The 26825-nt window shown below is 37.6% G+C and carries 20 protein-coding genes and 1 pseudogene; 7 read left to right on the top strand and 14 right to left on the bottom strand.

Annotated elements, in window-relative coordinates; all coding sequences use genetic code 11:
* Positions 1–62: 62 nt before the first annotated feature.
* The 6 genes from J576_RS06640 to J576_RS06615 are packed head-to-tail and all read right to left on the bottom strand — an operon-like array spanning position 63 to position 9570.
* Positions 63–1793 (bottom strand): ABC transporter ATP-binding protein, encoded by a 1731-nt coding sequence (locus tag J576_RS06640; protein WP_002050215.1) that lies wholly within the window; start codon positions 1791–1793, stop codon positions 63–65.
* 12 nt (positions 1794–1805) lie between these two features.
* Positions 1806–2948, bottom strand: coding sequence for an ABC transporter permease (locus J576_RS06635; RefSeq protein ID WP_002049926.1), 1143 nt, complete (start codon positions 2946–2948; stop codon positions 1806–1808).
* Positions 2949–2955: 7 nt separating this feature from the next.
* A complete protein-coding gene (locus tag J576_RS06630) occupies positions 2956–3894 on the bottom strand; it encodes an ABC transporter permease (RefSeq protein WP_002050078.1) in 939 nt (312 codons plus the stop codon).
* Positions 3895–3906: 12 nt separating this feature from the next.
* Positions 3907–5940, bottom strand: coding sequence for a M3 family metallopeptidase (locus J576_RS06625; RefSeq protein ID WP_022574646.1), 2034 nt, complete (start codon positions 5938–5940; stop codon positions 3907–3909).
* Entirely contained in the window at positions 5941–7764 is a 1824-nt protein-coding gene (locus tag J576_RS06620) for an ABC transporter substrate-binding protein (protein WP_081400932.1), read from the bottom strand.
* Between the two features lie 15 nt (positions 7765–7779).
* Positions 7780–9570 (bottom strand): ABC transporter substrate-binding protein, encoded by a 1791-nt coding sequence (locus tag J576_RS06615; protein WP_006580795.1) that lies wholly within the window; start codon positions 9568–9570, stop codon positions 7780–7782.
* A gap of 776 nt (positions 9571–10346) precedes the next feature.
* On the opposite strand from J576_RS06615, the gene J576_RS06610 reads away from it, so the two are divergent.
* From J576_RS06610 to J576_RS06590, 5 genes are all read left to right on the top strand, one after another.
* Positions 10347–13034 (top strand): TonB-dependent receptor, encoded by a 2688-nt coding sequence (locus tag J576_RS06610; protein WP_031997746.1) that lies wholly within the window; start codon positions 10347–10349, stop codon positions 13032–13034.
* 110 nt (positions 13035–13144) lie between these two features.
* Positions 13145–13861, top strand: coding sequence for an energy transducer TonB (locus tag J576_RS06605; RefSeq protein ID WP_002049872.1), 717 nt, complete (start codon positions 13145–13147; stop codon positions 13859–13861).
* A gap of 40 nt (positions 13862–13901) precedes the next feature.
* Complete coding sequence (locus tag J576_RS06600; RefSeq protein WP_002050062.1) at positions 13902–14783, top strand: MotA/TolQ/ExbB proton channel family protein; 882 nt, start codon at positions 13902–13904, stop codon at positions 14781–14783.
* A 15-nt stretch (positions 14784–14798) separates the two neighbouring features.
* Complete coding sequence (locus J576_RS06595; RefSeq protein WP_002050154.1) at positions 14799–15221, top strand: ExbD/TolR family protein; 423 nt, start codon at positions 14799–14801, stop codon at positions 15219–15221.
* 19 nt (positions 15222–15240) lie between these two features.
* Positions 15241–15654, top strand: coding sequence for an ExbD/TolR family protein (locus J576_RS06590; RefSeq protein WP_002050000.1), 414 nt, complete (start codon positions 15241–15243; stop codon positions 15652–15654).
* A gap of 73 nt (positions 15655–15727) precedes the next feature.
* Here the strand turns inward: J576_RS06590 and J576_RS06585 are convergent.
* The 4 genes and pseudogenes from J576_RS06585 to J576_RS06570 form a co-directional block, all read right to left on the bottom strand.
* Positions 15728–15853: pseudogene (locus J576_RS06585) on the bottom strand (GNAT family N-acetyltransferase); the annotation flags it as partial.
* Between the two features lie 103 nt (positions 15854–15956).
* On the bottom strand, positions 15957–18122 hold the full coding sequence (locus tag J576_RS06580; RefSeq protein WP_002049843.1) for a malate synthase G: 2166 nt from the start codon (positions 18120–18122) through the stop codon (positions 15957–15959).
* 370 nt (positions 18123–18492) lie between these two features.
* Positions 18493–19635: a cell division protein ZapE gene (gene zapE, locus J576_RS06575; protein WP_002050256.1), complete on the bottom strand. Its 1143-nt coding sequence runs from the start codon at positions 19633–19635 to the stop codon at positions 18493–18495.
* Between the two features lie 83 nt (positions 19636–19718).
* Complete coding sequence (locus tag J576_RS06570; protein WP_002049883.1) at positions 19719–20738, bottom strand: AraC family transcriptional regulator; 1020 nt, start codon at positions 20736–20738, stop codon at positions 19719–19721.
* A gap of 121 nt (positions 20739–20859) precedes the next feature.
* Here J576_RS06570 and J576_RS06565 point away from each other — a divergent pair, with 121 nt between their 5' ends.
* Positions 20860–22407 carry a flavin-containing monooxygenase gene (locus tag J576_RS06565; protein WP_081400930.1) on the top strand — a complete coding sequence of 516 codons (1548 nt, stop codon included), beginning with the start codon at positions 20860–20862 and terminating at the stop codon, positions 22405–22407.
* Between the two features lie 46 nt (positions 22408–22453).
* On the top strand, positions 22454–23365 hold the full coding sequence (locus J576_RS06560) for a LysO family transporter (RefSeq protein WP_002049769.1): 912 nt from the start codon (positions 22454–22456) through the stop codon (positions 23363–23365).
* Here J576_RS06560 and pyrF read toward each other — a convergent pair.
* From pyrF to rpsA, 4 genes are all read right to left on the bottom strand, one after another.
* On the bottom strand, positions 23362–24060 hold the full coding sequence (pyrF, locus tag J576_RS06555; RefSeq protein WP_025467815.1) for an orotidine-5'-phosphate decarboxylase: 699 nt from the start codon (positions 24058–24060) through the stop codon (positions 23362–23364). The genes J576_RS06560 and pyrF overlap by 4 nt on opposite strands.
* 168 nt (positions 24061–24228) lie before the next feature.
* A complete protein-coding gene (locus J576_RS06550) occupies positions 24229–24594 on the bottom strand; it encodes a lipopolysaccharide assembly protein LapA domain-containing protein (protein ID WP_002049904.1) in 366 nt (121 codons plus the stop codon).
* A 24-nt stretch (positions 24595–24618) separates the two neighbouring features.
* On the bottom strand, positions 24619–24921 hold the full coding sequence (locus tag J576_RS06545) for an integration host factor subunit beta (RefSeq protein WP_002050043.1): 303 nt from the start codon (positions 24919–24921) through the stop codon (positions 24619–24621).
* A 156-nt stretch (positions 24922–25077) separates the two neighbouring features.
* Positions 25078–26751, bottom strand: a complete 1674-nt coding sequence (gene rpsA / locus J576_RS06540; protein WP_002050239.1) for a 30S ribosomal protein S1 — start codon at positions 26749–26751, stop codon at positions 25078–25080.
* Positions 26752–26825 lie beyond the last annotated feature (74 nt).

Below are 26825 nucleotides of genomic sequence, written 5' to 3'. Positions count from 1 at the left end.
ATTTATTCTATAAACCAAATAAAAAGGCACTCGAAAGTGCCTTTAACGACATAACTTTACGCTTAGGAAATGTGCTGAATTCCTTGCGGAATGGCCTGTAATAGTCGTTTAGTGTAGTCATGTTGAGGATGCGCATAGAGCTCATCTGAGTTAGCGATTTCAACAACTTCACCATGATTCATGACCATGACCTGATCAGAAATATATTTCACAACCGATAAGTCATGTGAAATAAAAATATAACTAAGGCCAAACTCATCTTGTAAGTCTTGTAATAAGTTAAGTACTTGTGCCTGAACTGAAACATCCAAGGCTGAAACAGATTCATCACAAATTAGAATTTCAGGCTTTAGCGTTAAGCAGCGCGCAATCGCAATACGCTGGCGTTGACCACCCGAGAACTCGTGCGGATATCGATAATAAGCTTGTTCAGGTAAATTCACTCGCTCAAGTAAACCAAGTGCAATTTGCTTACGTTCCGCATCATCTTTACCAATGCCATGAATTTGCATAGGTTCTAATAAAATCTGCCCAATGGTAAAGCGTGGATTTAGCGAAGCATATGGATTTTGGAAAATGATTTGGATCTTCCTTTGATATTTAGCAAATTCTTTTTCAGTTAATGACAGAATATCTTTACCCTCAATGAAAGCTTCCCCACCCGATGCTTCATGTAAACGCATAAGCAACAAGCCCACAGTGGTTTTACCTGAGCCAGACTCTCCCACTAAACCAAGCGTTTTACCTTTAGCAAGTTTAAAAGAAACGCCTTTTACTGCTTGAAATTCTTCTTTTCCAAACAACCCTTTACGGCTATAAAAGCTTTTTTTCAGATCTTTTACTTCTAAAATAATTTGCTCATCGCCATTTAAACCACGTTTACGCTGTGGAATTTCTGAAACATCAAAACTTTGCTCTACCAATATATTGTCTTCTTGACGCATAAAATCGCTGGTCACAGGCAAACGATAAGGTCGCTGTGACATTTGAGGACGACAATAGAGCAATGCTCGGGTATATACATCTTTAGGTTGTTCTAGAACTTGTTCTGCAAGTCCCTGCTCTCTAATTTCACCATGACGCATCACAATGACTTGATCTGCAATTTCACCCACTAAAGCCAAATCATGCGTAATAAAGAGCATCGACATTTGACGGCGCTGGCGCAACGATTCGAGTAAATCAATAATTTGTTTTTGAATGGTGACATCAAGTGCCGTAGTCGGTTCATCGGCTATTAGTAGCTTAGGTTCACAAGCAATCGCCATTGCAATCATGACACGTTGCTGTTGACCACCAGACAGTTGGTTAGGATAAGCATCAATCTTAGTTTCCGGTGAAGGTATCCCGACCTCTTTAAGTAACTCTAAAACACGTTGACGGGCGTGTTTACGACTCATACCCATGTGTAAACACAACACTTCTGCGATTTGATTACCTACCGTAAAAACGGGATTTAATGATGACATCGGTTCTTGAAAAATCATGGCAATATCTTTACCACAGATTTTTCGCATATCTTTACGGGATAAGCTGAGTAAATCTTGACCTTCAAAAACAATCTTACTTTTTTCATCAATTTTACTTTGGCCTACAGGTAGTAAACCCATGATTGCCAAAGAAGTAACCGATTTACCACTACCTGACTCACCAACTAAAGCAACAGTCGTATTTGCTGGAATATCAAAGGAGATTCCTTTAACAGTTTCGATATACTGCTTGTCTTCACCTTTAAAACTTACACGTAAGTTTTCAATGTGAAGTAATGGGACATTTTTTTGTTGTTCTGACATTAGCGTTTCCTCTTATTTTAGTTTTGGATCTAATGCATCACGCAGTGCATCAGTAAACATTGAAAATGCCGTAACCAAAACAGCCATTGCTACCGAGGCTGCAACAAGCTGCCACCATTTTCCTAAAAGAAGTTCACTTTGAGCTTCATTTAACATACTGCCCCAAGACACTACACCCACTGGTACACCGAATCCTAAGAAACTTAAAATAACTTCCGATTTAATAAAGGAAACCACCAAAATCGACATTTGAACCAAAGCGATATGGCTGACATTAGGAAAAATATGAATGAACATACGGCGGAAATGCCCAACACCAATTGCCTTGGCGGCCAGAACATATTCACGTGCGGTATGTTTCATGTACTCAGCACGAATTAAACGGTAAACACCTGTCCAGCCCGTTAAACCTAAAATCAGAACAATAGATAAAATACCCTTTTGTTGCAGTACGGCAGCGATCGCAAGAACTAACAATAAATATGGAATGGAAGTAAAAATGTTATAAAACCAGTTAAGGATGTCATCTACCCAACCACCAAAGTAGCCTGAAATTGCCCCTAATAATGTGCCTAAGGTCACTGCGAGCAATGCTGAAACTAGCCCTACAATAATTGAGGTTTCAGCACCTTTAATAGTCTTTTTAAGGACATCTTGTCCCCATTTGTCAGCTCCAAAGATAAGGGTACTTTTTAGTTCACTTTGTTGATCGAGTAAATGTCCACCAAGTTGCTGATCAATTGCTTTCATATCATCAGCCAGCGGGTCAACCACACCATAATAATCAATTGCACTTCCAGAGCTCTTTTCTTGTTTAATTTCAGCCTTAAGTTGGTGAATGACATCTTTTAAAGGATCGACTGGATTTTCCGGTAACTCTTCATCTACAGCAGCTGTCTTTTGCAAAGCTTCATTTGTTTTATCTGCACCAATAAATGTAGGAGGTGCATAACTGACAGCAACTTCTTTATTCCAGTCTGATGCAATCACACCAGTAAATGATAGTAGCAATACGACCAGATAGAACAGCACAACAATGAGCGATGCGATTGCAATTTTGTCAGCCCGAAGACGGCGCATTGCAAGGCGCCATAAACCCGCTGAAGCTGGAGCTGTCTGGGTTTGTAACTTTCTTTTTGTTAGAACACTTAGCATAACCCACCTACTTCAACTGTACACGTGGATCAACCACTTTGTAGACCAAATCGGCAATCAAGTTAAAAATCATGGTTGCAGCTGCGATATACACTGTAATTGCTTTAATCACAGGAAAATCACTTCGCTCAACCGCGATAATTACTTCTCGACCAATACCGGGAATACCAAAAAAACGTTCAATTAAAAATGCACCTATGAGCAATGCAGGTAAAGTCGCCATCACATCGGTAATAATCGGAATTGAGGCATTACGTAAAACATGCACACCTAAAATTCGGCTTTCCCCTACACCTTTAGCCCTTGCCGTTCTAACATAATCTTGATTAATCTCATCAAGCACAAAACTACGGTATAAACGTAAAGTAGGTGCAATACTCACCACCAACATAATTAGAATTGGAAGTAAGGCAAACTTAAATAAATTATCGGTAAAGTTATCGCTCCAGCCCTGCACTGGAAACCAACTTAACTGATATGCCAAAACATATTGAAAAACAATAATATAAACCAAGATACTGATCGACATACCAATGGTACATAACATCATGACCATACGATCTGTTAAAGAACCACGTACTGCCGATACAGCTAGAGCCAAGCCAATTGAAATAACGGTTTGTAAAATAGTGAGTGGAATTAGGAGCGTTAATGAAGGCCCTAAGCGAGTTAAAATAATTTGTGAAACTGACTCGCCAGTACTCCAACTTGCGCCATAGTCAAAAGTAAGAATCTGCTTAATAAAAATCCAGAGCTGAACGTAATAAGGCTGATCGACACCTAGTTGCTTACGAATGTTTTCAATCTGCTCAGGATTAGACATCTTACCTGCCAGAATATAGGCCGGATCTCCACCGACCCAGTTAAAAAGAATAAAGATAAACAGTACTACTCCCAACATGGTTGGAATCATCTGCCATAACCGCCGAATAACATATGCCAGCATAGTGATAATTCCTTATTTAACCCGTTGTCCGGTAATTTCATTAAAGAATGCTTTATTGTCAGGATCACGACCAAGGAAATCTTTAACCAATTCAGCTGCCGGTTTTTGGCTACCTTGCGATAAAATGGTCTGGCGATAACGTTGTCCTACTTGTGGGTTATTTAAGTTGTCACCATAAGCAGAAAGCATGTCTAAAGCTAAAACCTCAGACCACATATAACCGTAGTAACCCGCTTGATACCCACCCATCAAGTGTCCAAACTGACCAGGAAACTCTGTTGTTGGGACATATCCCAAGGCTGTAGCTGCTTCCATTTTTTGCCAAGTTTCTAAAGGTTTTACTTTTAAGGCATCAGCCGTATGAAGCGCCATATCGTACTGTGCATAAAGCGTTTGACGTGCGTAACGTAAACCGCGCCCATAGTTATGTACTGCTTTTAAACGGGCAATTAATTCATCATCAACTCGTGGGCATGCCGGATCACAATAATCGGCCACTTTAGATAAGGTTTCTTTACGGCGTGCCCACTCTTCATACATTTGAGATGGTGCTTCTACAAAGTCACGCTCTACAGATGTTCCAGACTGGCTTGCATAACGGGTATTAGATAAAATGCCATGTAAGGCATGACCAAATTCATGCACAAAAGTTTCAAGCTCATCACTATTTAAACCTTTACGGTTAAAGTTTGTGACTAATGCTGAAACCGGTAAGCGGTTGGTTAAAGTGCTGCCACCATATACTCCCCAAACGGCAGCATGACCATATTTCCCTTCGCGAGGGAATTTATCCATATATAGGCCGCCTAGAAGTTTTCCTGTCTTTTTATCGACTACATCGTAATATTCAACTTCGCTCTGCCATGCTTTCACTTTGACAGGTTTAAAATCAATACCATAAAGATCAGATGAGATAGCAAATAACCATTTTTGTGCTGCTAAAGTCGGGAAATAATCACGAAGCTTTTCCTGATCAATTTGATATTTGCTCTTACGAAGTTTTTCACTCCAATAAGCTTCACTCCAACGTGTTATCTCGGTTTTATCTAATGGTGTTTTTAAAGTTTGTGCTTTAAATGCACGGAGCTCTTCTACTTCTTTGCGCTCAAGTGGTGCTACCGTTTTTTGTACTTCTGCTAAGAATTGATTTACAGTTTCTGGCGTTTTTGCCATACGGTCTTTTAACGCCCAATCAGCATAACTTGCTTTGCCAAATAACTGTGCAAGTTCATAACGTAAATCTATTGCCTGCTTGAGTAATTTTAAGTTTTGTTCAGTACCACGTCGTGTAAAGGCAATCTGGTATCTTTTTCTAGCATCATCATTATCTGCCAGTTCCATAAATGGACGATATTCCGGATACTCAAAACCTAAAAGATAGTTACCTTTGGCATTTTTCTTTAACCCTGAAATATAACTCTCTGGCAGACCTTTCATCTCTTCAGGCGTAAATTCAAGTTTTTCAGGGTTATCACGAATATTGCGGTTATATTCTTGCTCGAGTTTAGTCAATTCATCAAGAATCGCTTTCATTCTTGCACGTTTGGCTGGTTCTAATTGAACCCCTGTGTCTTCAAACTGATCCAGAATATCCTGACGGTATTTCTGATCTATCGGATCAGTTGCTTTTGTATTTTTAATTACGTTATATAATTTTGAATTTTGGAATATATCAGTATGAAATTGATTAATTTTGATCTCACAATCTTCTGCTGCCTTACGTAATTTCGCATCTGGATCTACATTACTATATAAACCTATGGGCCCTGAAAAATCTTCAAGATGAGCAAAAATTTTATCCCACTTTGCTAATATTGGAGCTGCGGCAGCATCAGTTTTAACAGGTGTTTTTTCAAAGTTTGAAATCTCTTGCTGGATTTTTTTTAAATTAGAATCGCACCATGCTGGGAGTTGTTCTGCCTTAAGTAATGGTAAGGTTGCACGTGTGGTCTCTGCCGATGCAAACTGACTTATACCTATCGTCAACATACATAAACTAGTCATTTTCAGTGTGTTATTTTTCATCGTATCTCCAATTTTTTTCATTTAATGATTAGATTTCGTATTTGTATCAATATCGAAGTACATCCATTCAGCATGTAAAATCGGATGCTTCTTATATCCAATGATTCGTGGTTGAGCCAACATATTTCTATAACGTGCATACAAGACTTGCACTGGCATATAAACTTCTAATAAACGTGTCATTTTTCGATAAATCACGTCTCGTTCTGGGCCTGGCTTAACCTGTTGAGACTGACGGTATAATTGATCAAACTCCGGTATAGAACCGCAAGACCAGTTGGTCATATGGGTATTCGGACCATAAAAATTCTGCATAAAATTATCCCCATCCGGATAATCGGCTATCCATGCAGAGGAACCGAACATTCCGTCACACTGTTTTTGTGCCCGAATGAGATCTGAAAAGAGCATTGGCTTGTACACCATACGGATATTCAAACTGTCAAAGTTCTTTTTCCAAAGCTCAGCGCTTTGCTGACCAATACTGTCATTACGCGCCATATATTCAATGACCAGAGGCTTACCATTTGGTTGTGTACGCCATCCTGATGCATCTTTTTTGTAGTTATATTTATCTAATAATAAATTTGCTGCTTTGACCGAATATGGGGTACTGCTTCTATATTGAGGTTCGGCCCCTACTACACCTGGTGGAACTGGGAAATGTAGACGCTCTGCATCACCGTTGCGCACTAACTTAATTTCTTGATCTATTGAACGGGACATTGCAATTGCACGGCGTAAAGCGATTTTTTCTTTACTCATTCCTCCAACAACGGGATTTTTAAGATTCCAATAGTTATAACTAATTTCCGGATCGACAATACGTGATAATTGCACACCTTCTTTTACAAGCTCGGGTCTTAATTTACCGTCTTTAATGGCTTTCGAGACTAATTGCCCTTCGAGCTGAATGATATCAACTTCACCACGCTGAAATGCTAACCATCTTGACTGGTTTTCCTCCATCACCTGAATATCAATTGTACCAATTTGAGGCATTTGTTTGCCCTTAAGATGCTTCACAATAGCTTGATCTTCAGGGGTACTGGCGACAAAATTCCAAGTAAAGCCACGATAATCAGGATTCGCTTTTAAAACTATGCGTGAAGCAGGCACCCATTTACTGAGCATATAAGGTCCTGTTCCTACTGGATGCCCCATAACAAAGCCAGCTTTATCTTTATATTTTTCGATAACTTCACGTGCTACAGCCCCTGTAGGGTCATGTGCCAGTAATAAAGGAAAGTTATAATCAGGTTTTATTAATCGAATAACCAAGGTGTACTTATCAGGGGTCTGCAAACCACTCACACTTTGATCATAATTAAATTTTCCTGTTTTATTAGCTGATTGTACTAACGCATCCATACCTTCAATTTTGTTTTCCAGCAACCAGCTATTTGGTGAACGTAAAGTTGGGTCCAATAACCGCTTAAAAGAGTATGCATAATCATAAGCCGTTAACTCTCTAGGTTTGCCTTTAAAAACAGGGTCTGGCGTAAAATAAATACCTTTTTTAATGTGAATAGTATAAGTCAGACCATCTGCACTCACTTCAGGCATAGCAGTTGCGATTTGAGGAATAAGCTTTGCTGGCCTTGCTAAATAGTCATAGGTATATAAAGTTTCAAATATCGAAGTAGTTACATGCGCCGAATATAAATCATGGATATACGCTGGGTCGAAACCTGTTTCAGCTGTCGGGAACGTATAATGTAAAATTTTATTCGGATCGGCTGGACTTTTGGCAAAAATAGTCGTGTTCCCCGTTAATGCCATTCCGGCAAATAATAGGCCTACACTACAGTGCTTGAGCTTTAGTCTTAAATTTTCAGTCATGATGATCTTTATCTAAAATTATTTTTTAACGGGGGTAATATCAAGATATTGCCAGCTTGTATTTATCATCGGGTGAGGTTTAAAACCCTGAACTTGTGGCCGTATCAACCAATTGCGAATTCGAGTTACATGAATGATCCAAGGATTGTCTGCTTCAATCTGGCGATTAAGCTTTTCATAATATGGTAGACGTTGTTGCGGTGGTAAATGAATGGCCTGAGTATAAAGAGCATCATATGTTTTAGACTGATAACAGGCATGGTTTCCCTGCCCAGCATTTGGTCCATATAGTAATTGTGCAAAATTATCTCCTTCGGGATAGTCAGCAATCCATGCCCCACTCCAGATCATATATTTACATTGTGTCGCGGCTTTTAAGTTATCTGCAAAATTACTTACTTTAAAGTCAGCACGAATGCCAATCGCATCTAAATTTTTTTTCCAGAGTTCGGAAAGAATAACTGCAGCTGAGCTATTTTCATTATTAATTTTTAAAACTAAAGGCTTGCCATTTGGTAAGGTCCGATAGCCATCAGCTCCTTTTTTATAACCATAATAATCAAGTAGTTTATTTGCTAACCGAGGATTATATCCTACGCTACTTTTATACTTTGGGTTATACCCGTTTACACCTTCAGGTATAAACATTTCTGCTCTAACTGCCTGACCTTTATATGCCTGTTTTATGCTTTCTTTTTGGTCATAGGCCAAAGTAATTGCGCGACGAAGTGCAATTTTTTCTGGACTAAAACCACCAATAACCGGATCACGCATATTCATCATGGTATAGGTCATTTCAGGTTCTTTATATGGAAAGTGTTTAATTCCTTTTTTTTGAAAAGAAGCTTTAAGTTGATTGCCATCTAACGCTTGAGGAACGGCATCTGCCGTAAGTTTGTCAAAATCTAATTGACCCGATTGAAAGGCTAACCATCTTGATTGTTGTTCTTCTATAATGCTCACTACAACTTTGCCAATTTGTGGCATTTTCTTTCCAGACATTTCTTTAACAAGCTGGTTATCCCACGGTGTTCCAGTTGACTTAAAATTCCAGACAAAACCACGATAATCAGGATTGGCAACCAACTCGACCTTACTTCTTGGAACATATTTACTTAACATATACGGTCCGGTACCCACTGGATGCATACCAATACGATCACCGTAATAGTCAACAACCTCTTTAGCAACGGCCCCAAAAGCAATATAAGCAAGAATATAAGGAAAATTATAGTCTTGGCGAGTTAACGTAAATTGGAGAGTATATCGATCAGTCGCTTTAAGCCCTGCAATTGGCGCGGCATAATCAAACTTTCCAGTTTTCTTTGCTTGAGCTACCACTGCATCGGCACCCAGCAATTTTCCATCCAGAAAAGAAACAGAAGGTGCTCGATTTTTAGGGTCTAAAATACGCTTAATTGAATAAATATAATCTTCGGCCACTAACTCACGGCGTTTGCCTTTAAAGGCAGGATCATCTGTAAAATAAATCCCTGGCTTAATTTTAAATATATAAACTTTACCGTCTTGCTCAACCTTAGGCATGCTTTCAGCCGTATAAGGAACTAATTGTAATGGACGAGCTAAATAATCATATTTGAGTAGTGGTTCAAAAATAGCTTCAGCAATACTAGCACTATAGAAATTGGTGGTTTTAACCATGTCAAAACCGTCATCTGGTGCTTCATAGGCAACATGCAAAATCTTGTTTGGTTGTGCTGGCGTAATTGCATAAGCACATGGAATTGAAGTAATAGCCAAACTTAAAATGGCGAGCTTAAAAAATTTTAATTTCAAGTTCATATCCACATAACTAATTTTTTTAAAAGATATTAACCTTTTGAGTAACATCTAAATCCGCATAAGAAAAGTTCTTTTTTCAGCAGATAGGCCTATTTGGGATTTGGAATTCACTTTCCTTTATCATCTTTTTATTTGATCAAATGGAAAAATAAATTCAAGTACCCAGAGTTTTGTAACTACTGAATATAAAGCGAATTTCATGCCATCTATTGGTATTCATAATAAAATATTTAAGATTATTCGAAATTCATATTTTTATTAGGTACTTAAATCCGTTTGAACTATATAAATAAAAGTTACTTTTTGCCAAATATTATATTTGTATATGTTAATCATTTAACATCTTAAATGCACAAAAAAAATACATTGATGATTCATAATGCATCATATTAATTCATTTGTACCAAATAAAAAATATAAATTTAATTATTTGATATTTAAATAAAATCATGTGAAAAAATCTTACAACAAATAGTATAACATTACATATAGTAAAGTTCTAAAACGATACATTTTTATTTATTAAGTATGTGAAGTGTCCATTAATGTATATTTTTTATACAAATAAATTTGAAACTTTTAGCCAATATAAAAAAATTTGCCAAATGGAAAATTTATTTTTCATCAAAACAAACAAAGACTCTGTCTTCAAACATAATAAAATCAATATTTATCAGTATTTTGCATAAACTAAAAAAAGAAAAATATATAGTTGGCACTTGCTTTGCTTAAAAGCATTACAGCAATATCGCTAACTACAACAAAAAGGGATCAAGTCCACGATGAAAAAAAAATACAATGTTCGATCTCAGGTAACCCCCAAGATCGGCAAGACAATACTTAAATTAAGTACCCTTAGTTTAAGCATGATGTGTCTTACCATGGCACAAGCAGCAGAAACTGAACAAACAAGTAATGATGACAAACCAGCAAAAGTTGTAAAAGTTGCCGTTACAGGCTCTTCAATCAAAGGGGTTGCTGCACAAAGTGCTTCACCAATTACCGTTGTAAAAGTTGATGAAATTTTAAAACAAGGGGTAACTTCAACTGAAGAAGCATTAGCTAAGATTAGTGCAAACCAATCAAACTTCGTAACTGCTAGCAACGTGGGCGCTAGTAAAACTGTGGGGTCAGCAGCAAACCTAAGAGCTTTAGGGGCAAACAAAACTCTTATTTTACTGAATGGTCGTAGATTAGCTGCCAATGCATACGATAGCGGAGTAACCAATTTAAATATTATTCCACTCGCTATGTTAGACCGTATTGAAGTTTTACGTGATGGTGCTTCTTCCATTTATGGAACAGATGCAATCGGTGGGGTTATCAACTTCATTACTAAAAAGCAGTTTACGGGTCTTAACTTAACTGCTGGGTATCAAAAACCAGAAGAAAAAGGTGGAGATCAACAAGACTACAGCATTTTCGGCGGTTTTGGTGACTTAGAGGAAAATGGCTATAACGTTTTTGGAGTTGTCGATTACCGAAAAGGCGATGATGTCATGGCCCAAGACCGTAAAGTCAGTCGACGTGGAGGCATATTACCTGAATTAGGAATCCATAAAACTAGTAGTGGTTCATTCCCTGCCAATGTTCCTGGGTTAGGCAATCCCTATGCATCTACAGGTTGTGGTAATAACCCTCTAGTAGAGACCGATGGTCAAATTTGTAAATATAATAGCCAAGCAGTAATTGGCATTGTTCCAAAAACTGAAGATATTTCAGCTATGGGCCGAGCTACTTTTAAATTGAGCAATAACTTTAATGCGATTGCAGAATACTTATATGCAAGAAATGAAGTTACAACTTCAGTTGCACCAGATGTATTTTTTGATTTGACCCTTGATCCTAGTAGTAAATATTATCCAGGAAATGGCATAACTCCAGCCCTAGCTGGTGTTACGGGGTCTATCCCATTATATCTACGTTCACAATCAGGTAATCGTGTAAGTAATAGTATTAACCAGTCACATAGACTATTTGCCGGTATTGAGGGGGAAACACACGGTTGGGATATTAATTCAGGCGTTACTTATGCACATAGTAGTGCATCGGATGCTGTAGTAAGTGGCTATTTAAACTTTGACAAAACACAAGAAGCTTTAAACAATGGTATTTTAAACCCATTCGGGCCGCAATCCCCTGAAGATGCCAATGTATGGAACCAGTTAGGTGTTGAAGGCAAGTATTTAAAAGCCAACCTAGATACAACTACTGTCGATTTCACAGCAAGTCGACCTATATTTAAATTACCAGCAGGAGATGTTGGATTTGCCATTGGGGCAAGCTATCGTTATGAAGATTGGACTTCAAAAGTCGTTACTGATGTTGCCCGAGTAGCCCCTAGTACTGGCGTTGATCCTGATGAACCAGTAAATAAGGGTGATCGTAATATTAAATCGGTATTTACCGAATTTCATATCCCTCTCCATAAAACTTTAGAGGCTCAAATCGCTGCTCGTTATGATGATTATAGTGACTTTGGCGATACATTTAATCCAAAATTTGCACTTCGTTGGGAACCTATTAAACAATTAATGTTCCGTACCACTTATAGTACAGGTTTCAGAGCTCCAACACTTTGGGAAGTAAATGGACCAAACTCAGTAACCAATACCGGTGGATACTATTATGATCCCGTACTTTGTCCTGGGAATGTCTTAAAACCAGGTGGTGTAAGAGAACGTGATTGTAATATGCAATTTGATAGACAAAATGGGGGAAATAAAACTTTAGATCCGGAAGAGTCAAAGTCTTTTACTGCTGGCTTAGTATTTGAACCAATTAAAAATTTAGCCTTTACTCTCGACTATTTCAATATTGAAGTAGACAAGCAAATTGCTACACTTTCGGAAACTGCTATTTTTGATGACCCAGTGAAATATGCAGACAAATTTGTACGTAATGCTGATGGCTCATTAGATTATATTATTACAACACAACAAAATTTAGGCGGCATTAAAACATCTGGTTTTGATGTGGGCTTAAGTTGGGTTTCTCCAATGACTGCTACGGGTCGATTTGGTTTCAATATTGATGGTACATATATCACTGACTACAAATATCAAGCAGAACCAGATGGTGACTGGAAAGGTGTTGCAGGCACTTATAGTGGCCTAGACTACCAGGCTATTATTCTTCGCTGGAAACATACAGCCAACCTGAACTGGAACTATGAGAATTGGGCTTTAAACCTACAACAAAATTTTTCACGTGGCTATGAAGATCAGAATTCAAGTTCTACTGTTAAGGCAGGTTATCGAAATCACAAAGTGAGCGACTATACAACCTACAATATTTCAGGCACATATAAAGGCTTTAAAAATCTAGAAGTTACGGCGGGGATTAAGAATATTTTTTATGAAGACCCTCCTGCTTCAAATGTTGGTGACAACTTCCAAATGGGATATGACCCACGTTACGCAGATCCTTTAGGACGTACTTACTTTGTACGAGGTACATATAAGTTCTAAATGGTTGTTCTGCAAATATAACTCTCAAAAGTTAGTTTGCAGAACAAATACTCATTCTTAGCCAAACAGTCATTTTAAAAAATTGTTTGTCTACAGTTTCAGGAGTAACTATGGGCATGACTTTTACAGACATAGAAAATAAATCTGCCAAACGCCTTATTGGTATTGCCGCAGTACTTTTTCTGCATCTTCTTGTTGCCTATATTCTGATGTCAGGTTTAGCAAACAATATTCAAAAACCAGCAGAAAAACCTGTGGAATTACAAATTATTCAGGATATTAAACCGCCTCCTCCACCAAAACCGGAGGAGCCAAAACCTAAGGAAAAACCACCGGAGCCGCCAAAAATGGTCGAAAAGGTTGCCAAGGTTCCTGAGCCGCCTAAACAGGTAGAAAAAGTAACGACACCGGTACAAAAAACTACTCCGGTAGCTCAACCGACTAAAGTCGCTACTCCAGCTCCTGCTGCACCTAGTACTCTTTCTCCGAGCCCTGTTGCTGCACCCGCTCCAGTGGCGGCTGCTGCACCAGCACCTAAACCAACTGGCGTGACTCGTGGCGTTTCAGAAGGTTCCGCAGGTTGTGAAAAACCGGAATATCCTCGCGAAGCACTGATGAATGAAGAACAAGGTACGGTACGTATACGTGTTTTAGTTGATACATCCGGCAAAGTTATTGATGCCAAAGTGAAAAAATCGAGTGGCAGTAAAACTTTAGACAAAGCGGCAACTAAAGCTTACAGCTTATGTACATTCAAACCAGCAATGAAAGATGGCGTGCCTCAGCAGGACTGGTATGAAATTGAATATCCATTCGTAATTGAATAAACAATTGAATTAGTAAGAAATTAAAAATATTGGAGATAACATGATGAAAAAATCAACTCAACCACTAGTACGTTTCGCTTCTGCAAGTTTAATCGCAGCATGCTCACTGCTCCCATTAAGTACAGTTTTTGCAGAAGAAACCAGTAATACTCCTGTTGCAACAGAAACTACTGAAGCGACTTCAAACGCAAGTACTCCTACTCCGCCTCCAAAGCCTGCAACGAGTGAAACTGTTAAAAACCCTTATGGTCTAGAAGCTCTTTGGCGTGAAGGTGATTTAGTTGCTAAATCTACCCTATTCATACTCGTACTTATGTCTATTGGTACGTGGTACATCATTGTCTCTAAATTCTTACAACAAGCAAAAGTAAAACGCCAAGGTAAAGAAGCAGAAAAAAGTTTTTGGGAAGCCACTTCTCTTGATAATGCCACTGATGGTTTGGAACAAAGTAGCGCATATCGTTTTATTGCGGAAAAAGGTATTAACTCAACTAAATCACACGGCGGTTCATTACTTGAACGCATTGACTTTAATACTTGGGTCAGCATTTCAATACAACGTGCGATTGAAAAAGTACAAAACCATTTAGGTGGAGGTTTAGCCTTTCTAGCAACGGTTGGATCTACTGCACCTTTCGTGGGTCTATTCGGAACAGTATGGGGAATCTATCACGCGTTAACTGCTATCGGGATTTCAGGTCAAGCATCTATTGATAAAGTAGCAGGACCTGTTGGTGAAGCACTTATTATGACTGCTATTGGTCTTGCAGTTGCAGTACCGGCTGTACTTGGTTACAACTGGTTGACTCGACGCAATAAAGCAGTAATGGAAAACGTCCGTTCATTTGGTTCAGATTTACATGCAGTTTTATTAAGCGGTGAAATTAATACCAATAATTCAGTTAACCGCAGCATTAAATAATAAGGAGCAAACATTATGGGTATGAGTGTTGGTTCTGAAGATGATGACGAAATGATTGGAACAATTAATACGACACCTTTGGTGGACGTCATGTTAGTTCTACTTATTATTTTTCTTATTACTATTCCGGTAGTTACTCATACAGTTCCGGTGAAACTACCAGAAGAAAAGAATACGCCGTATGCAACCACACCTGAAAATATTCAACTCTCAGTTAATAAGAAAGGCGATATTTTCTGGAACGAAAGTTATGTACCAAATAAAGAAATACTGTTAGCAAAATTGCAGGCTGTAGCACAAAAAAGACCACAGCCAGAAGTACATATTCGAGGAGATCAGCTTACCCATTTTGAAGCGATAGATCAGGTCATTAGTACGACCAAACAAGCTGGTATTGGCAAAATTGCCTTTGTTACTACACCTCCAGCCACCCCGTAATGATTTTAAGGAGAATTTTATGGGTATGAATGTCGGTTCAAATAATGATGACGATGTGATGTTGGAAGTCAACATGACACCGCTTATTGATGTCATGTTGGTACTCATTATTATGTTTATTATTACCATACCTGCACCAAACAACGCGATTAATATTAATTTGCCAAATGGCACACCGCCACCAACAAATGAAAAGCCACCTGAAGTGATTGATGTAAGAATTGATGCAACAGGCAAAGTATTTTGGAATAACCAAGCGGTTTCTGACCGAAAGGCACTAGAGGCTTTATTTCAAGGTGTTGTTGCAAAAAAAGATCAAGACCAGATCAAACTCAAACCAGACCAGATGGCTGAATATAAAAATGTAGCGATGGTTATGGCTACAGCACAGCGTTTAGGTGTTACTAAAATTGGAATTGTAAGTAGCAACTAGTATTTCTTTTAATTTATATAGCTCCATTATCTCCAACGCTAACTTGAATTTTCAGTTAGCGTTTTTTTGAAGTATCCTCCACTTTGGACTCAGCAATAGAATATACATTTGGTGCAACATAGTCCTTTTGAGAATCATCTAATGATAATTTTGCGCATAGAAGCCAATTCTCACGGTCGAGATTTTTTAAGTTAATCAAACATGAAATCCTTTATTTATAAATTCACACCTTATCTATAAGCACAAAATATACCGAAAATAAAAAAAGCCTCCGAAGAGGCTTTTTTTATAACAGGTTTAAATTAGTCACCTGTATAACCTTTTAATTTTAAGCGAGCAGCGTGTAGTAACGGTTCAGTATAACCTGAAGGCTGTTCACAACCTTTAAAGATAAGGTCTGAAGCTGCTTGGAAAGCAATATTCGTTTCAAAGTTAGCTGCCATTGGTTTATACAATGGGTCATTCGCATTTTGCTCATCAACAATTTTTGCCATGCGTTTAAGCACTTCTTCAACTTGTTCACGAGTCACAATACCGTGACGTAACCAGTTCGCAACGTGTTGAGAAGAAATACGTAATGTTGCACGGTCTTCCATTAAACCCACGTTGTTAATATCAGGAACTTTTGAACAACCTACACCTAAGTCAACCCAACGAACAACATAACCTAAAATACCTTGGCAGTTATTTTCAAGTTCATTGTTGATCTCTTCTGCTGACCAGTTTGTATCAGGTGCAAATGGAGGTGTTAATAGGTCATCTAATGACAACATTTCTTCAGCTTTTAACTGATCTTGACGCGCTTTTACATTTACTTGATGGTAATGCATCGCATGAAGTACAGCACCAGTTGGTGATGGAACCCAAGCACATGAAGCACCAGCATTTGGATGAGCAGCTTTAGTTGCCAACATATCTTTCATGCTATCTGGTTTTGGCCACATGCCTTTACCAATCTGAGCTTTACCTTGTAAACCACATTTCAAGCCAATTGCAACGTTACGGTTTTCGTAAGCAGCAATCCATTTTTGTGTTTTAACCGCTTCTTTACGGACAACTGGTGCAGCTTCCATAGAAGTATGGATTTCATCACCTGTACGGTCCATGAAACCAGTGTTAATAAAGATAGTGCGATCTTTAGCAGCAGCAATACAGTTTTTCAAGTTTACAGATGTACGGCGTTCTTCATCCATAATACCGATTTTTAAAGATTTCGCTGGTAACCCAAGTGCTTGCTCAGCGCGTTCAAATAATTCAACAGCAAAAGCAACTTCTTCTGGACCATGCATTTTTGGCTTAACAATATACATAGACCCTTTACGAGAGTTTTTATTTTCGTTCGTACTACGGATATCTGCAACTGATAACAATGGAGTTACCAATGCATCCATAATACCTTCAAAAATTTCTTCACCATCTACTAAAATCGCTGGGTTCGTCATTAAGTGACCTACGTTACGAAGTAACATAAGTGAACGACCATGAAGTTTTGTTGTTCCACCAATTAAGTTTTTAATCTCGCGGTCTTTGCTTAACGCACGAACAATTGTTTTACCATTCTTTTCGATAGATTCTTGAAGTGTACCCTTCATTAAACCTAACCAGTTACGGTAACCTTCAACTTTTTCTTCTGCATCTACAGCTGCAACTGAGTCTTCAAGATCTTGAATTGTTGTAACCGCCGCTTCAAGTGTTAAATCTTTAACACCTGCTAAATCAGTTTGACCAATTGGGCTATTCGCATCAATTTCAATAATGACATGCAAACCATTACTTAAAAGTACTACTTCTGAAGGATTTGCTTCTTCACCATTGAAACCAACGAACTGGGCTTCATGAGCTAAACCTGTTTTAGTACCATCTTTTAAAGTCACAACAAGTTTGTTTTGCTCAATTGCATATTTGGTTGCATCAGCATGTGAACCTTGTGCAAGTGGGAAAATTTCATTTAAGAAATTTTTAGCAAACTCAATCACTTTAGCGCCGCGCACAGGGTTATATCCCTTCCCTTTTTCAGCACCACCTTCTTCTGAAATTACGTCAAAGCCGTAAAGTGCATCATATAAAGAACCCCAACGTGCATTTGCTGCATTTAAGCAATAACGTGCATTACGTACAGGCACTACTAACTGTGGCCCTGCTAATAATGCAATCTCTTCGTCTACGTTTTCGGTTGTAATCTGGAAATCTTCAACTTCTGGTAATAAATAACCAATTTCAGTTAAAAACGCTTTATAAGCACCTAATTCAAATTTGTTATTACGGTGCCATTCATCAATTTTTGCTTGTAATTCATCACGCTTAGCCAATAACGCTTTATTTTTTGGGCTAAGATCGACAACAACTTGCTCAAAGTTCTTCCAGTAAGTTTCACTATCTAGACCAGAACCTGGTAAAGCTTCATTTTCGATAAAATCGTAAAGTTCTTTAGCAATCGCTAACTTGCCTTTTTGAATACGTGCAGTCATTGTCTTTCCTGAAGTTGCTACTTTTTATACCAAGAGAAACCTAGTATACCGATTTAAATTAAGCTGAATACTAATATCACATTCCTAAATAGTAAGCATTTTCCCTTGCAAAACTATTGACAAAGATAAATTTTTCTATATAGGAAAATATTAAAATTCTAACTAGGTTTCCCAACAATTTATTCAATATTGAAAGATACTGAAACTAGACTTTTTGTTAACATACAAAAAGTTTCACTATCTTATTTTTTCTAAAGCGTATTTAGTTATATCAAACTTTGCACAATGAAAAAGTATTATTTAGCTAAATTTATCTATTTTTGTTGTAAAAAAAGCGCCCTATTTAGAGCGCTCTTTTATATCTCATTTCTTAAGAAGTTTTAGTAGCATCAATATGACGATGCTCAGAATGCAAATACTCATCTGATTGCATTTCTAATAAACGAGAACGCGTACGCTCAATCTCAAAAGCCAATTTCTCGCCTTGATAGATGTCAATAATGCTGTCTTGAGAAGTTAAGAGTAACTTCACGCCACGATCATAAAATTCATCGACTAGATAAATAAAACGACGTGTACCTTCTGACAAGAAGTCAGTTAAGTGCGGAACATTACTCACCAGAACAGTATTATAAATATTGGCAATTTCAATAAAGTCTGCAGGACTACGCGGCTTTAAACAAAGTTCAGAGAACTCACACCATAAAACATCTTCTGTGTGACCTAGCGTTTCAACAACACGGTTATTAATCACAATTGGTTCATGAGAATTTGTTTGCGTTTGAGTTAAAGCACTATAACGCTCTGCGATCCAGTTTTGAGCTTCATTGCCCAGTGGTGATTTAAACAATTGAGCTTGTTTTAAAACACGTAAACGGTAATCCACACCCGCGTCTACATTTAAAACGACACAGTTCTTTTTAACCATTTCAATTGTGGGAATAAAACGATCACGGTGAATCCCGTTTTTATATAAACCGTCTGGTGCAATATTTGAAGTTGCGATGAGTGTTACACCGCGAACAAATAACTTCTGGAATAAATCACTCAAAATCATTGCATCTGTTACGTTTGACACGAAAAACTCATCGAAACAAATAACAACAGCATCTTTATAAATTTGATCAGCCACGATATCGAGTGGATTACGTTGACCAGAAAGTTTATTTAATTCTTTATGTACATGTTGCATAAAGTGATGGAAATGCATACGCGTTTTACGGCGAAATGGCACAGACTCATAAAATTGGTCCATAAGCCAAGTTTTACCACGTCCTACACCACCCCACATATATACACCTTTTGGAGAGGTTTGACGGCGAAAACGACGAAAAGCTTTTTTAGAAGCTTTATAACGATTTAAAAGTTCTTTCCATACACGATCTAATTCTTGCACTGCCTGTGCTTGTGCTTCATCTGCCATGAACTGGCCTGAAGCCAATGCCTCAGCATAGCGCTCTGCTGGGGAAGAAGGAGTAAATGCAGTACTATGAGAAGATTTTAAATTTAACATATCATTTTATTTCAATTTTAACTTAAGAGAGTATAGCGAACATTTTGTCCGACCACATTAGCTTTTAGCATCAAGAGTTATACTCAGTAAAACTCTTTTCCATATTGCCGAGGGCTCTGTCCAAACCATCTTTTAAACGCATGATTAAAAGCGGCAGGTTCAGAATAACCAAGTGCTTCTGCAATAACTTCAATTGAATACTCTTTATATTCCATAAGCTTAAGCGCCTTATTCTTGATAATCTGTTCACGAATTTGTTTATAACTCGTATTAAGCTGCTGCAATTGATGCCTTAATGTCCTTTCAGGCATTTTTAAAGCAAAAGCGGTTTCCGCCATGCTCGGGATAATTCCTTGTTGTAGCTCTAAATAATCTTGCACATATTGAATAATAGGTGGTATTAGATGATCTTGTTCATTTAATCGTTTAATTTCTTTAATACATTTAGCTTCATAGATACGATGAGTAATGATATCTGCTGAAGGAATTTTTATTCCAAGCACATTCTTACTTAGGCTAAATGCTGCATGTGTAGAATTAAAATGCAGATCATCTCCATAATATGAGAAATATTGAGAAACGGTATCTGTATTATTTGGTTTGGGAAACGGTACATCTATACGCATATGAGGCATGGTTAAACCCATCATGGTATAAATATCCTGAATAAACTTGTAAGTCCCCGAAATTTCACATTGAGCACGAAGCAAACCGATTTCTGTTTTTAAATCGACAGGTAAATAATTCAAAATAATATGATTTTCAGTTTCTTGTAAGCTCAAAGTACCAAATAAATGAGTAAGTTTTTGATACTTTATGCCTTTTTCTAAGGCGGTTTGTATATCTTGACTTGTTACAAGTAGCATTAACAAAGGGCCATAACCTGCTAATGCATAGTGCTGTCCAATGAATAATCCCTTTTCAGGATCAACATTTTCACTAATAATTTGTTGAATATCCCATTCTAAACTGTCATGAATTGTTGAGCTTGGGTCTAAGGAATCTACTTTAATACCGATATCTGCCAAACGTGAGTCGACATCAATGCCCGCATTGCGCATTCCTTGAATTAAATAGATTAAACCAAGTGCCGATCGTTTCATTCTTCAATCAATTTCTCTAGACTGAAATGTTTTACTATAAAGAAGTAATAAAATTAATTGCCGAATATATCAATTTTCACGTCGGTACAATCATGTTTAAACTGTTCAAAAGAAGTTAGTCTTGCCTGCAATCCTCTTTAGCGCATATGCAGGGTTTCCAATGCTAAATTCAAAACAACATGCTACTCAAAAAACTAAAATCGCAATTATTGGTGCTGGATTCGGTGGCCTTGCAATGGCTATTCGTCTATTACAGAACAAGCAAACAGATTTTCTTATTTTAGAAAAATCCACTGACGTGGGGGGAACTTGGCGAGAAAACAGGTATCCAGGAGCTGCCTGTGATGTACAGTCACACATGTATTCTTTATCTTTTGCACCTAAAACAGACTGGTCAAAACGCTATGCTGAAGCCCCTGAAATTTTTGATTATATTCAAGATATAACTAATAAATATCAAATAAAAAACTACTGTAAGTTTAATCATGAAGTTACACATGCACAGTATGATGAAACGCGACATGTATGGATGTTAGATTTTGCCAACCAACCTTCTCTAGAAGCACAATTTTTAGTATTTGCATCTGGTCCATTACATATTCCACAAATCCCTCATATTCAAGGTATTGAAAAATTTAAGGGTAAAGTTTTTCACTCCTCCCAATGGGAACATAGCTATAGCCTAACAGGTAAATCAGTTGCTTCGATTGGTACAGGTGGTAGTGCGATTCAATATATTCCAGAAATCGCAAAAGATGTTAAGCAACTATATGTCTTTCAAAGAACAGCAGCATGGGTTATTCCACGTGATGAGCGAAAATACTCCAGTTTAAGTAAAGCTCTATTTAAAACATCTAATCTTTATAGACAAATTCATCGTAGTCGCCTTTATTGGAGTAACGAATCACGCGTTGTGCCAATAGTTCAGCCTCAAATCATGAAATATGGACAAAAACTAGCCGAAGCTTTTATACGCTTCCAAGTAAAAGATAAAGAATTAGCTAAAAAACTTACCCCAGACTTTGTGATGGGCTGTAAACGTATTCTTATTTCAAATAAATACTTCCCGACATTTAACCGTAAAAATGTGGAATTAGTGACGGATAGTATTCAAGAAATTAAAGAACACAGCATTATTACAAAAGATGGAAAAGAAAGATCTATCGATTGTTTGATTTATGGGACTGGCTTTATTACAGATCCCCGAATTTACTTAAAAGATTTTACTTGTATTGGTCGTAACCAAATTGAATTAAAGCAGGCGTGGAAGAACGGTGCAGAAAGTTATTATGGAATAGTGACCAAGAATTTCCCTAACCTATTCCAACTGCTTGGACCAAATACTGTTTTAGGACATAACTCGGTTATTTTTATGATTGAGTCTCAAGTTAATTATATTTTACAACTTATTGAACTCGTAGATAAATCTGGTCAACACGCTATAGAAATTAAACCTGAAGTCCAAGATACTTTCAATGAAGGAATACAGAAACAACTTCAAGGTACCGTATGGCAAGCAGGCGGTTGTAATAGTTGGTATCAGGCTGCCGATGGGAAAAACTTTTCTTTATGGCCAACTTATACTTGGAAGTATTGGTTAGAAACCCGTAAAGTTAACCCCAAAAATTATTTACTGCTAAATAAGTTCTCTAAGAGCTATGCAGCATAAAATGTTCAATACATAATAGATAGGTTAATAACAATCTATCTATTATATGCAATCTGTTAGCCTCATTATTCAAATTTTTATTGTAATAGCTTTTGGTTACTTTCTTGGTCCTAAACTCTCATTAAATATTCGGCAGTTTATTTTTAAAATTCTGCCCTATTTTTCATATATTTTACTAACAAGTGTTGCTTTAGAATTAACACTTGCACTTGATCAAATTAATAACCCATCTACTATATTGCCACCAGCTCTATTAATTGCATTTACAACATCTTTTGGTTCTTTTTTTACTTGTTTAATTGCCTACGCAATTTTTGATAAAGAAAGTGTTAAAGGAAAAATTTCACTTCAGCTTTTTATCAATGCTCTAAAAAATATTGCTAAGGCATTTCTAGCTTTAACTGTAGGTATCATTTTAGGTATTCTTTTTACTCGACTAAATATACATATTTCATTTAATAGTTGGTATTTGTTATTAGTCTTTATTTTTCTAATTGGCATCGAATTAGCTTTTACTCATTTTAACCGAACATGGTTAAGCTGGAAAATTCTTATTGTACCTTTGGCTGCCTTTATAGGTTCATGTATAGCTGGTTTTCTTAACTATTTTATACTAGGCAATCACTTTACACTTAATGAAATGCTGGCTTTAGCCCAAGGCTATGGTTGGTATTCAATGTCAGGTATTTTATTTACACAATTACATTCAGCTGAGCTAGGTGGAATTGCATTACTTACAGATCTATTTAGAGAAATAGTTGCAATTTTACTCATGTACACCATGGGATGGCGTTTTCCACGTCCAGCAATTTCAAGCGCTGGTGCTACCTCGATGGATGTAACATTAGCAATGGTAAAACAGTCATGTGGCACACATTATGTACCACACGCCATGATGAGTGGCTTACTTCTAAGCCTACTTGCTCCACTTTTAATTACTGTGTTTTTAAACTTTTAAGCAATCGAAGCAAGAATTGACTTCAACATTTGAGTTGGGTCTTCTGCTTTAGTAATTGGGCGACCAATAACTAAATGGGTTGAGCCATCAAGCATTGCTTGTTTTGGAGTCACAATACGTTTTTGGTCATCTGCATTACTACCTTCTGGACGTATTCCAGGGGTAACTAAAGAGAAATCTTCTCCAATTAATTCACGGAGAATTTTAGCTTCTTGAGCAGAACAAACTACACCATCTAAACCACTCTCTTTAGTCAGTTTAGCTAATCTTTTAACTTGCTCTACAGGTTCAATATCTAAACCAATATCTTTTAAGTCTTCACGACCCATTGAAGTTAAAACTGTTACAGCAATTAACTGAGTTTGATAATTACCAGCCTTTAAACGCTCTACACAGGTTTCCATCATTTTTCGACCACCTGATGCATGTACGTTCACCATCCACACACCTAAGTCTGCCGCAGCACATACAGCTTGAGCAGTTGTATTAGGAATATCATGAAATTTTAAATCTAAGAAAACTTCGAAATTTTCTTCTTGAAGTTTTTTTACAACAGATGGGCCTTCATGAGTAAAAAGCTCTTTACCTACTTTTACGCGGCATAATGTAGGATCAAGTTGTTCAACAATTTTTAAAGCGTCATATTGGCTTTTAGCATCTAACGCAACAATGATACTCAAGAGACTTTCTTCCATCATATAAAATCAGCGCTATTATAATAGACAAGTCAGCTACTAATAAAGAAAACTATGAAGACAAGTTTTTGAATAAAAAAATATTGATTTTAAATTTAATGAATGAGGAGAAATATAGGGAGGAAATACTACTCTCTATACCTAGATAAAGAGTAGTATTACGAATAATTATAAAGGAGTAGAGTTTTTATCTTGAGGATAAACATCTACCACAGTTTTTTCATGTCTTACATTTGCAGCTGCTTCTGCTGCTGCCAATTGAGCACTTTGAATTTGTTCTTTTCTCAAATGGTCAATATCTTTTCTAAGGCGTTTAATTTCCCAACCTTTTTGGAAAACTCGGAAAACTTGTACACCTAATAAAAGTCCAACTACAATTCCAAGCGCCAAGGTAAGCAACAATAATAAACCTAAACGCATTGCAGGAACTTGAGTAAATAATAAATCAACAGGAAGTTCTGTTGGGTTCTGCAAAACAAGTGCTAAAGAATAGCCAAATACAATAATGAGTAATGCAATTAGAATATAACGCATAGGCACCCCACTTATGAGTTTTATTTATTTTCCAGATTCATTCACTGCATCACGGAGTGCTTTACCTGGTTTAAAATGTGGAACAGCCTTCGCTGCAACATCTACTGACTTACCTGTTTTTGGGTTGCGACCAACTCTAGGTTCACGGTGGTGTAAAGCAAAGCTACCAAAACCACGGATTTCAATACGATTGTCAGTCGAAAGAGCTTCGATCATTTGATCAATCATGATTTTAACCGCTTCTTCCACCAATGGTTCAGCCAAGTGTGGATTTTTTAGCGCAATGCGTTCAATCAAATCAGACTTATTAAGAGCTTCAGTAGTCATCTACGACCTCGTTATTTATTACTACTCTAAGTCGTTTGATAATAACCTGTTTAAATACAAAACGGTAGCGCAGTATGTTGAATACTACGCTACCGTTTACAGTAATTTGTATAAAAAGTACAATTTCGTTACATGAAACTGTACTTTGTTAACTTATTACTTCATTTGTGCTTTGATCAAGTCACCAATAGTCTTAGGACCATTTTCTTGAGAAGCTGATGCTGTACGTAAGTTAGCTACTGCTTCTTTCTCTTCAGCTTCGTCTTTCGCTTTGATAGACAAGTTGATAGAGCGAGATTTACGATCAACGTTGATGATTTTCGCTTCAACTTCTTGACCAACTTCTAAGAACTTAGTTGCATCTTCAACGCGGTCACGGTTGATTTCAGAAGCTTTAAGAGTAGCTTCTACTTCGTCAGCTAACTTAACAGTTGCGCCACGAGCATCAACTGCAGTCACAGTACCTTTAACTAAAGCACCACGTTCGTTAGCAGCTAAGAAATCATTGAACGGATCGCTGTTCAATTGCTTGATACCAAGGCTGATACGGTTACCTTCAGCGTCTACAGACAAGATAACTGCTTCAACAGTGTCACCTTTCTTGTAACGACGGATAGCTTCTTCGCCTTGTTCGTTCCAAGAAATATCAGACAAGTGAACTAGACCGTCGATACCGCCATTTAAACCAATGAAGATACCAAAGTCAGTGATAGACTTGATTGTGCCTGAAACTTTTTCGCCTTTCTCGTGAGACTTAGCAAACTCTTCCCATGGGTTAGCACGAGTTTGTTTGATACCAAGGCTGATACGACGACGTTCTTCGTCAACTTCAAGAACCATAACATCAACTTCGTCACCGATCTGAACAACTTTAGATGGGTGGATGTTTTTGTTAGTGTGGTCCATTTCAGAAACGTGTACTAAACCTTCAACGCCTTCAGCGATTTCAGCGAAACAACCGTAGTCAGTTAAGTTAGTAACACGTGCTTTAACGATAGAACCTTTAGGGTAACGGCTCATGATCGCTAACCATGGATCTTCGCCTAATTGTTTAAGGCCTAAAGATACGCGGTTACGTTCACGGTCAAATTTAAGTACTTTAACAGTAACTTCTTGCCCAACTTCAACAACTTCTGAAGGGTGCTTGATACGCTTCCAAGCCATATCTGTGATATGAAGAAGACCATCAATACCGCCAAGATCAACGAATGCACCGTAATCAGTAAGGTTCTTGATAGTACCTGTAACTGTTTGACCTTCTTCAAGTTGAGCAAGTAATGCTTCACGGTCAGCAGAAGATTCAGCTTCCATAACAGCACGACGAGATACAACAACGTTGTTACGTTTAGCATCAAGTTTGATTACTTTAAACTCTAACTCTTTACCTTCAAGGTGAGTAGTGTCACGGATAGGACGAGTGTCAACTAATGAACCTGGTAAGAACGCACGAACAGGACCGATGTCAACAGTGAAACCGCCTTTAACTTTACCAGAGATAACACCAGTAACGATTTCGCCATCTTCAAAGATTTTTTCAAGTTTAGTCCAAGTTTCAGCACGTTTAGCTTTTTCACGTGATAAAACTGTTTGACCCATACCGTTGTCAAGAGCTTCAACAACTACGTCAACAGTGTCACCAACCTGAACTTCAAGTTCACGTTGTTCATTTAAAAATTCAGCACGGTCAACAATGCCTTCTGATTTAAGGCCAGTGTCAACAGTAACCCAGTCGCTATCGATGTTTACAACAACACCTTGGATGACTGCACCCTTTTCAACGTTGAGGTTTAATTCACTTTCTTCAAAGAGGGCTGCAAAAGATTCGGTCATGATATACCTGATAAAGTCAGCGGTCTTGGATCAGACAAGGCCGGTTTAGTTAAGTATCAACATAGTCTTTATAG

Origin of the sequence: Acinetobacter sp. 766875, from assembly GCF_000582055.1 — a bacterium.
Classification (GTDB): Bacteria; Pseudomonadota; Gammaproteobacteria; order Pseudomonadales; family Moraxellaceae; genus Acinetobacter; species Acinetobacter nosocomialis.
The sequence above is the reverse complement of the archived record's forward strand: the minus strand, read 5'-3'. Positions and strand labels throughout refer to the sequence as shown.

Bases quoted from the DNA above. Each gene is read 5' to 3' on its own strand.
- J576_RS06595 (WP_002050154.1), top strand. From the start codon at position 14,799: ATGGGTATGAGTGTTGGTTCTGAAGATGATGACGAAATGATTGGAACA.
- J576_RS06630 (WP_002050078.1), bottom strand. From the start codon at position 3,894: ATGCTGGCATATGTTATTCGGCGGTTATGGCAGATGATTCCAACCATG.
- J576_RS06640 (WP_002050215.1), bottom strand. From the start codon at position 1,793: ATGTCAGAACAACAAAAAAATGTCCCATTACTTCACATTGAAAACTTA.
- J576_RS06545 (WP_002050043.1), bottom strand. From the start codon at position 24,921: ATGACTACTGAAGCTCTTAATAAGTCTGATTTGATTGAACGCATTGCG.
- J576_RS06570 (WP_002049883.1), bottom strand. From the start codon at position 20,738: ATGAAACGATCGGCACTTGGTTTAATCTATTTAATTCAAGGAATGCGC.
- J576_RS06550 (WP_002049904.1), bottom strand. From the start codon at position 24,594: ATGCGTTATATTCTAATTGCATTACTCATTATTGTATTTGGCTATTCT.
- J576_RS06560 (WP_002049769.1), top strand. From the start codon at position 22,454: ATGCAATCTGTTAGCCTCATTATTCAAATTTTTATTGTAATAGCTTTT.
- pyrF (WP_025467815.1), bottom strand. From the start codon at position 24,060: ATGGAAGAAAGTCTCTTGAGTATCATTGTTGCGTTAGATGCTAAAAGC.
- J576_RS06590 (WP_002050000.1), top strand. From the start codon at position 15,241: ATGGGTATGAATGTCGGTTCAAATAATGATGACGATGTGATGTTGGAA.
- rpsA (WP_002050239.1), bottom strand. From the start codon at position 26,751: ATGACCGAATCTTTTGCAGCCCTCTTTGAAGAAAGTGAATTAAACCTC.
- J576_RS06580 (WP_002049843.1), bottom strand. From the start codon at position 18,122: ATGACTGCACGTATTCAAAAAGGCAAGTTAGCGATTGCTAAAGAACTT.
- J576_RS06600 (WP_002050062.1), top strand. From the start codon at position 13,902: ATGATGAAAAAATCAACTCAACCACTAGTACGTTTCGCTTCTGCAAGT.
- J576_RS06610 (WP_031997746.1), top strand. From the start codon at position 10,347: ATGAAAAAAAAATACAATGTTCGATCTCAGGTAACCCCCAAGATCGGC.
- zapE (WP_002050256.1), bottom strand. From the start codon at position 19,635: ATGTTAAATTTAAAATCTTCTCATAGTACTGCATTTACTCCTTCTTCC.
- J576_RS06635 (WP_002049926.1), bottom strand. From the start codon at position 2,948: ATGCTAAGTGTTCTAACAAAAAGAAAGTTACAAACCCAGACAGCTCCA.
- J576_RS06605 (WP_002049872.1), top strand. From the start codon at position 13,145: ATGGGCATGACTTTTACAGACATAGAAAATAAATCTGCCAAACGCCTT.
- J576_RS06625 (WP_022574646.1), bottom strand. From the start codon at position 5,940: ATGAAAAAAATTGGAGATACGATGAAAAATAACACACTGAAAATGACT.